7 protein-coding genes are annotated in these 7,498 nt (G+C 68.4%); 6 read left to right on the forward strand and 1 reads right to left on the reverse strand.

Features of this window, described 5'->3' with window-relative positions; genetic code table 11:
* A partial coding sequence (locus RT309_RS12505) for an ROK family protein (protein WP_313357506.1) occupies positions 1–1,165 on the reverse strand: 1,165 nt, incomplete at its 3' end.
* A gap of 147 nt (positions 1,166–1,312) precedes the next feature.
* On the opposite strand from RT309_RS12505, the gene RT309_RS12510 reads away from it, so the two are divergent.
* The 6 genes from RT309_RS12510 to RT309_RS12535 form a co-directional block, all read left to right on the forward strand.
* Positions 1,313–2,569 (forward strand): ABC transporter substrate-binding protein, encoded by a 1,257-nt coding sequence (locus RT309_RS12510; protein ID WP_313357514.1) that lies wholly within the window; start codon positions 1,313–1,315, stop codon positions 2,567–2,569.
* Positions 2,566–3,477: a sugar ABC transporter permease gene (locus RT309_RS12515; protein ID WP_313357508.1), complete on the forward strand. Its 912-nt coding sequence runs from the start codon at positions 2,566–2,568 to the stop codon at positions 3,475–3,477. The genes RT309_RS12510 and RT309_RS12515 overlap by 4 nt, the downstream gene beginning before the upstream one ends.
* The gene (locus RT309_RS12520; protein WP_396654453.1) at positions 3,477–4,379 is read left to right on the forward strand and encodes a carbohydrate ABC transporter permease; all 903 of its coding nucleotides are present in this window, start codon (positions 3,477–3,479) and stop codon (positions 4,377–4,379) included. Before RT309_RS12515 ends, RT309_RS12520 begins: the two co-directional genes overlap by 1 nt.
* A gap of 55 nt (positions 4,380–4,434) precedes the next feature.
* Positions 4,435–6,108 carry a glycoside hydrolase family 13 protein gene (locus tag RT309_RS12525; RefSeq protein WP_313357509.1) on the forward strand — a complete coding sequence of 558 codons (1,674 nt, stop codon included), beginning with the start codon at positions 4,435–4,437 and terminating at the stop codon, positions 6,106–6,108.
* A 136-nt stretch (positions 6,109–6,244) separates the two neighbouring features.
* Positions 6,245–7,243 carry a metal ABC transporter solute-binding protein, Zn/Mn family gene (locus RT309_RS12530; protein ID WP_313357511.1) on the forward strand — a complete coding sequence of 333 codons (999 nt, stop codon included), beginning with the start codon at positions 6,245–6,247 and terminating at the stop codon, positions 7,241–7,243.
* Positions 7,240–7,498: ATP-binding cassette domain-containing protein (locus RT309_RS12535; RefSeq protein ID WP_313357512.1), on the forward strand; the 259-nt coding region annotated here is incomplete at its 3' end. The genes RT309_RS12530 and RT309_RS12535, both read left to right, overlap by 4 nt.

Genomic DNA, 7,498 nt, shown 5'->3' on the forward strand with positions numbered 1-7,498 from the left:
CTGCGCGCCGCGCGGTGACCACGGCACCGAGCGAGACGACCTCGGCGCCCAGCGACGACGCGAGCACCTCGGGCGCGGGAAGGTGCATCTGCGACGGCAGCACCGCGCGAGCGGCGGAGATCACGGGAGCGATGCTCTCGGCGATCGCCCCGCACACGATCACCCGGGCCGGGTCGTACATGCTGCCGAGCACGCCCACGATGCGCGCGAGCTTCTCGCCGACCCGTGAGCAGACGAGCACGGCATCCGGATCCCCCTCGGCAGCCGCGACGAGCACCACCCGGGGGTCGATGCGGGCCGCATCCGAGAGGCGCCCGACCCGCCCACGCCAGTCGATCTCGTTGCTGGTGACGGCGGCGCGCACCTCGTCTTGCACCGCGTAGCTCAGGCCGAAGGCCGAGCCCACGCCGATGATGTGGTCGAACACCACGCCCTCGCCGACCCCGCCGTGCGCACCGTGCAGCAGGTGCCCGTCGACGACGACCCCACCTCCGAAGCGCTCGCCGGCCAGCAGCGCGACATAGTCACGGCATCCGACCGCTTCGCCCAGCGAGCCCTCCGCGACGGCCGCGAGCAGGGCGTCGTTCTTGATCTGCACGACCGGCGCCCAGTCGGCGAGGGCAGTGGCGAGATCGGGATTGGTGCGCTGCCAGAACCCCTCCGGGTGCGGGGGAGAGACGCCGGCGCGGTCGACGGGGGCCGCGACGCCCACGCAGATCGCCAGCAGCGTCTCGCGCGTCTGACCGGCTTCCGCCAGAGACTGCTCGAGGTGCTGGAGTATCGTCGCGCGGCGCTGCGCGGGTGTGTGCTCGGGGCTCAGCTCGACACGACGATGCGCGAGCGTCGTGCCGTGGAGGTCGGTGATCATGACCGCGAGATGCGTGTCGCCCGCGTCGATGCCCGCCACCACACCAAGGTCGGGCGAGAGCATGAAGCGTCTGGCCGGTCGGCCCGCGCGATACGCCCCGGCCGCTCTCGCATTCGGCAGCTCGGTGAGGATCTTCGCGCCCACGAGCGTGGCGAGCGCCTCGATCGCGGTGGATCGGGTGATGGCGGTGGATGCCATGGCATCCGTCGCCGTGAACTCCCCCGCGGTCCAGGCGTAGTCGAGCACCGCTCCGACGCTGGCTCTGCCGGTGCCGAGATCGGCGGAGATATCACTCACAGCTCTTGACCTCTTCCCTTCCCTCTGAGAGAGTACCGGCATGTGACTAAATCTAGTCACTAGATTTACTCTCCGGATCTTCAGGTCGGAAGGACGACGGTGTCTGTGAAATCTCCCCGCGCGGTGCGCTTGGCGGCGAGCACCGCGATGCTCGCGCTACTCGGCTCCGCCCTCGTCGGATGCTCGTCAGACGGTCGCGAGACCATCCGCTTCACGTTCAGCAAACGCGAGGCGATCGAGTTCATGACGAAACTCGTCGCCGACTACAACGACTCGCAGAAAGACGTGCGCGTCGAGATCGACACCTCCGGAGTCGACGTCGTCTCCGCGAGCTTCGTGCGGGGAAACCCGCCCGACATCATGCTCGCCAACTACAACTACGAGGTCGCTCGCTTCGTGCAGCGCTGCGCACTCAGCGATCTCGGCGGCACCGACGCCGCGAAGAACGTGCGCGACGACCTGCAGCCGCTCATGGAGCAGTACGGGTCGTGCGAGGGGCGCACCAGCGCGCTGCCCTACTCGGTGATGGCCGCCTCGGTCATCTACAACAAGCAGATCTTCGACGAGCAGGGCCTCGAGGTGCCGCGCACCTGGGACGAGCTGCTGCAGGTCGGCGATCAGCTGAAAGCGGCGGGCATCACCCCGTTCTACGCCACGTTCAAAGACGACTGGACCGTGGGTCAGGGCTGGTACGACTATTCGGCCGGCGGGTCGCTCGACGTGCTCGACTTCTTCGACGCTCTCGCGAAGGAGGGCGCCGAGGTCGGCCCGGACTCGGAGGTCTCGTTCCAGAAGGACTTCGCCGAGCCGATGGATCGGATGCTGAAGCTCGCGAGCGAGTACACCAACGACGACGCACCCAGCCGCGGCTACGGCGACGGCAACCTCGCCTTCTCGAAAGGCGAGGCGGCCATGTACCTGCAGGGGCCGTGGGCGTTCAGCGAGATCGCCAAGACCGCTCCCGACCTCGAACTCGGCACCTTCCCGCTGCCGATGACCGATGACCCCGACGACCTCGCCGTGCGGGTGAACATGGACCTCGCGGCGATGATCCCCCAGGAGTCTGGGCACAAGGAGGCCGCGCGGGACTTCCTCGAGTACCTCTACCAGCCCGAGCACATCGAGGCGTACAACGCCTCGCAGCTCGGTTTCACGCCGCTCGAGCAGGCGCCCGCGCCGGACGACCCGCGCATCGAGGGGATGATCGAGTACTACGACGAGGGCCGCATCTATCAGGGCCCGTCGGTGCTGGTGCCGAAGACGATCCCCGTCTTCAACTACGCGCAGGCCATGGTGCTCGGGTCGAACCCCGCAGGCGTCCTGCGCACGATGGACGCCGACTGGGCGCGCATCGCCTTCCGCGCCCCGGCGCCCACCAGCCAGACGAAGGAGTCGGCAGAATGAGCACCACGTCCACGGTCATCACGCAGGGTGACCGCACTCGCCGGCGCAGCAGTCGTCGGGTCGAGCCGATCTACTACTTCTTCCTCGTCCCGACCCTCGTGCTGTTCACTTTGGCGATCACCATCCCCGGCGTGATCGGCATCTTCTTCAGCTTCACCGACTCGATCGGGCTCGGCGACTGGAGCTTCAACGGCCTGACGAACTACATCGCGATGTTCAGCGATCCGGCCATCCTGCAGAGCTACCTGTTCACCTTCGGGTTCTCGATCGCGACGGTGATCGTCGTCAACATCGTCGCGTTCCTGCTCGCCGTGGGGCTCACCTCGCGCATCCGATTCAAGACGGGTCTGCGCACGATCTTCGTCATCCCGATGGTGATCTCGGGCATCATCATCGCCTACGTCTTCAACTTCCTCTTCTCGAACTCGATCCCCGCGGCGGGAGCGGCGACGGGAATCGGATGGCTGCAGACGAGCCTGCTGGCGAATCCCGATCTCGCGTGGGTCGCGATCGTCCTGGTCACGGCATGGCAGGCCATTCCCGGCACGATGCTCATCTACATCGCGGGACTCCTATCGGTGCCGGGCGACGTGTACGAGGCGGCGTCGATCGACGGCGCGACCAAGACGCAGCAGCTCATGCGCATCACCGTCCCCCTGGTGGCCGGCTACGTGGTGATCAACGTCATCCTCGGGTTCAAGGGCTTCCTGAACGCGTACGACATCATCGTCGGCCTCACCAACGGCGGTCCCGGCACCTCCACCCGCAGCGTCGCGATGACGATCATCGCGGGCTTCAACGGCGGCGACTACGCCTACCAGATGGCGAACGCGACGATCTTCTTCATCGTCGCCGTGCTCATCTCCCTGCTCCAGCTCTCGCTGACGCGCGGAAGGAATGCGCTCTGATGACCACCCAGCCCGCTCTCACCTCGGCCACCCCCGGCGCACTGACCGAGCGCACACCGACCAAACCGTCCCGCACGCCGATGGAGCGCGTCAACTGGTCGGGCACCATCATCCTCATCCTGTGCGCGGTCACCGTGCTGCTGCCGCTGTACGTCACCATCTCGATGGCGTTCAAGACGACCGGACAGGCCGTCGACGGCAACGCGTTCTCCCTGCCGGCGCCGTTCAGCATCGACGGTTTCGTGCAGGCGTGGAACCTCACGAAGTTCCCGGTCGGCGCCACCATCTCGATTCTCGTCACGGCGGGCACCGTGATCGCCACGATCGTGCTCGCGGCCTTCGCGTCGTACGCGATCGTCCGCAACTGGGACCGCCGATTCTTCCGGTACTCGTTCTTCTACCTGCTCGCGGCGATGTTCATCCCGTTCCCGGTGGTGGCGCTGCCGCAGATCCAGCTCACCGGCCGGGTCGGGCTCGACAACCCGGTGGGCGTGATCATCCTCGCCACGATGTTCCAGCTCAGCTTCAGCGTGCTGCTGTTCACGGCCTTCCTGCGCTCGATCCCGATCGAGCTGGAGGAGAGCGCGCGGATCGACGGCGCCACGACCTGGCAGACGTTCTGGCGGCTCATCTTCCCGCTGCTCGCGCCGATGAGCGCCACGGTCGGCATCTTCGCCTTCCTCTACGCCTGGAACGACTTCATGATGCCGTCGCTGATCATCTCCGACCCGGCGCTGCAGACGCTCCCGGTGCGGCAGAACCTCTTCCAGAACCAGTTCAGCAACAACTACAACGTCGCCTTCGCCTCGTACCTGATGGCGATGGCGCCCGCGATCGTCGCCTACCTGTTCACGCAGCGCTGGGTGATGGAGGGCGTCACCCAGGGCGCCGTCAAGGGCTGATGCTTCCCCCGCCGATGCGAAGACCCACCGCACCACCCGCAAGACAAGGAGATCCATGACCGACCCGTCCCTCGCCGAGCAGAGCCCCGTCGACCCCACCACGTGGTGGCGTCAGGCCGCCGTCTACCAGATCTATCCGCGCAGCTTCGCTGACGGCAACGGTGACGGCATCGGCGACATCGCCGGCATCCTCTCCCGCGTCGACTACCTCGACGAACTGGGCATCGATGCCGTCTGGCTCAGCCCCTTCTACCCGTCCGCGCTCGCCGACGGCGGCTACGACGTGGCCGACTACCGCGACGTCGACCCCCGCATCGGCACGCTCGAGGAGTTCGACCGGATGGTTCAGGCGCTGCATGAGCGCGGCATCCACGTCATCGTCGACATCGTCCCGAACCACTCGTCGAACCTGCACGAGTGGTTCCAGGAGGCGCTGGCCGCCGGACGCGGGTCGGCAGCCCGGGAGCGGTACATCTTCCGCGAGGGCACCGGTCCCGACGGCAGCGAGCCGCCCACCGACTGGGTGTCGGTGTTCGGCGGTGGCGCGTGGGAGCGGGTGGACGACGGCCAGTGGTACTTCCACCACTTCGCCGTCGAGCAGCCCGACCTGAACTGGTCGCACCCCGAGGTGCGCGCCGACTTCCTGAAGACTCTGCGGTTCTGGTCGGATCGCGGGGTCGACGGCTTCCGCATCGACGTCGCCCACATGCTCACCAAGGACCTCACCGAGCCGCTGCCCAGCCGTGCCGAGCTGGAGGCCATCGACAGCACCACCGGTCAGCATCCGATCACGGATCGTGACGACGTGCACGAGGTGTACGCGGAATGGCGCCGGTTGTTCGACGAGTACGATCCGCCGCGCACCGCTGTCGCCGAGGCCTGGGTGCAGACACCGGAGCGGCGGGCTCGCTACGCGTCGGCTGAGGGGCTCGGCCAGGCGTTCAACTTCGACCTGCTGGAGGCCGACTTCGACGCCGAGCAGTTCCGCCGGCTCATCACCGTCAACCTCGCGCAGAGCGAGCTGACCGGATCGTCGACGACGTGGGTGCTCTCGAACCACGACGTCACCCGGCATGCCACCCGGTACGGGCTGCCTCAGCTGAACGGCCGGCCCGTCAAGCAGGGCACCGAGTGGGTGGCCGTCGGCGGTCCCGAGGACCAGCTCGATCGCGAGCAGGGGCGGCGGCGCGCCGAGGCAGCCACGATGCTGCTGCTCGGCCTGCCCGGCAGCACCTATCTCTACCAGGGCGAGGAGCTCGGCCTGCACGAGGTGGCCGAGATCTCGCCCGAGCAGCGTCAGGATCCGGCGTTCTTCCGCGGCGCCGAGTACGACGGCCTCGGCCGTGACGGATGCCGCGTGCCGCTGCCGTGGAGCGCGGAGGGGTCGTCGTTCGGCTTCGGCTCCGACGGCGCGCACCTGCCCCAGCCGTCGTGGTTCGCCGAGTACGCGGTGGATGTCGAGGCGGCGGATCCGGCATCCACTCTCTCGCTCTACCGCGAGGCGCTGGGGCTGCGCCGCCGTCTGCAGACGGAGGAGACGCTCGAGTGGGGCGAGACCGGCCGCGCCGACGTGCTGCGCTTCGCGCGCCCGAACGGATGGCAGGTGGTGACGAACTTCGGCACCGCGCCGTTCGACCTCGGGGCCGAGGCGGATGCCGTGGTGCTGACCACCCAGCCGCTTCGCGACGGAGCCCTGCCGGGTGAGGCGACCGCCTGGCTGACCGCCTGACGCCCGCGACCACCGCGTGAATGGTCGGAAACGTACGCGAATCGTCGCCTTCGCGTACGTTTCCGACCGCCGATAGGCCGTCTGCACCGCGCACTCAAGTTGAGAATGGTTCTCATTAGCATTTAGGGTGGTGGTCATGAAGACGCGCCTCCCCGCCCTCGCCCTCGCCGCCGCATCCGCTCTCGCGCTGACCGGATGCACGGGGGCCGCCGGCGACGCGGATGCCGAGACGGGCGCACTGCAGGTCGTCGCGTCGACGAACGTCTACGGTCAGCTGGCGGCCGAGATCGGCGGAGACCGGGTCGAGGTGACCAGCCTGATCGACTCCGCCGCGAAGGATCCGCACGGGTACGAGGCCTCCGCCCGCGACCGTCTCGCGGTGCAGAAAGCCGATCTCGTCATCGAGAACGGCGGCGGCTACGACGCGTTCATGGACGAGCTGATCGACGGATCGGATGCCGTCGTCATCACCGCCGCGGAGTTCTCCCACGACTACCCGGACGCCGTGGTCGACGACCACGACGACCACGACGACGCCGACCACGCTGACCACGACGGGCCCGAGGGCTCCGGACACGCCGACGAGCACGAGGGCCACTCGCACATCGAGGGCTTCAACGAGCACGTCTGGTTCGACGTGCACACGGTCTCGCACGTCGCCGAGCAGATCGCGGCCGATCTCACCGAGATCGACCCGTCGGGCAAGGCGGACTACACCGCCGCCGCCGAGAAGCTGGCCGGCGAACTCGAGGCGATCGAGGGCGAACTCGACGCGCTGCACGTGACGCTCGAGGGCACGCCGGTGTTCATCACCGAACCGCTGCCCGGCGCGCTCGCCGCGGCCGCCGGCCTCGACGACCTCGCCCCCGACGGGTTCGCCTCGGCGGTCGAAGAGGGCAACGAGGTCGCCCCGGCGATCCTCCTCGAGTCGCTGTCGCTCGTCGAAGGCGGCGGCGTGCGCGCCGTGCTCGCCAACGCGCAGACCGGCGGCACCGAGACGAGCCGCATCGAAGAAGCCGCGAAGGATGCCGGCATCCCGGTGATCACCTTCCACGAGCTGCTGGGCGCCGACCAGTCGTACGCTGAGTGGATGCGCTCCGCGATCTCCGACCTCGCCGCCGCACTCGACGGATGAGCGGCGCCGGAACCAGCGTGCTCGAGATCCGCGGCGCCGCGCTGCACCGCTCGGGCCGCGAGCTCTGGTCGGGACTCGACCTCGACGTCGCGCCGGGGGAGTTCCTCGCGGTGCTCGGCCCGTCCGGCTCGGGCAAGACGACGCTGCTGCGCAGCATCCTCGGCCTGCAGCCGCTCTCGGCCGGCAGCATCCGGGTCGGCGGGCAGCCCGCACGGCGGGGTGACCGCCGAATCGGCTACGTGCCGCAGCAGCGCC

The sequence above is a fragment of the Microbacterium sp. genome, from assembly GCF_032084865.1.
In the GTDB taxonomy this organism is placed as follows: Bacteria; Actinomycetota; Actinomycetes; order Actinomycetales; family Microbacteriaceae; genus Microbacterium.

Bases quoted from the DNA above. Each gene is read 5' to 3' on its own strand.
- RT309_RS12515 (WP_313357508.1), top strand. From the start codon at position 2,566: ATGAGCACCACGTCCACGGTCATCACGCAGGGTGACCGCACTCGCCGG.
- RT309_RS12530 (WP_313357511.1), top strand. From the start codon at position 6,245: ATGAAGACGCGCCTCCCCGCCCTCGCCCTCGCCGCCGCATCCGCTCTC.
- RT309_RS12520 (WP_396654453.1), top strand. From the start codon at position 3,477: ATGACCACCCAGCCCGCTCTCACCTCGGCCACCCCCGGCGCACTGACC.
- RT309_RS12525 (WP_313357509.1), top strand. From the start codon at position 4,435: ATGACCGACCCGTCCCTCGCCGAGCAGAGCCCCGTCGACCCCACCACG.
- RT309_RS12510 (WP_313357514.1), top strand. From the start codon at position 1,313: ATGCTCGCGCTACTCGGCTCCGCCCTCGTCGGATGCTCGTCAGACGGT.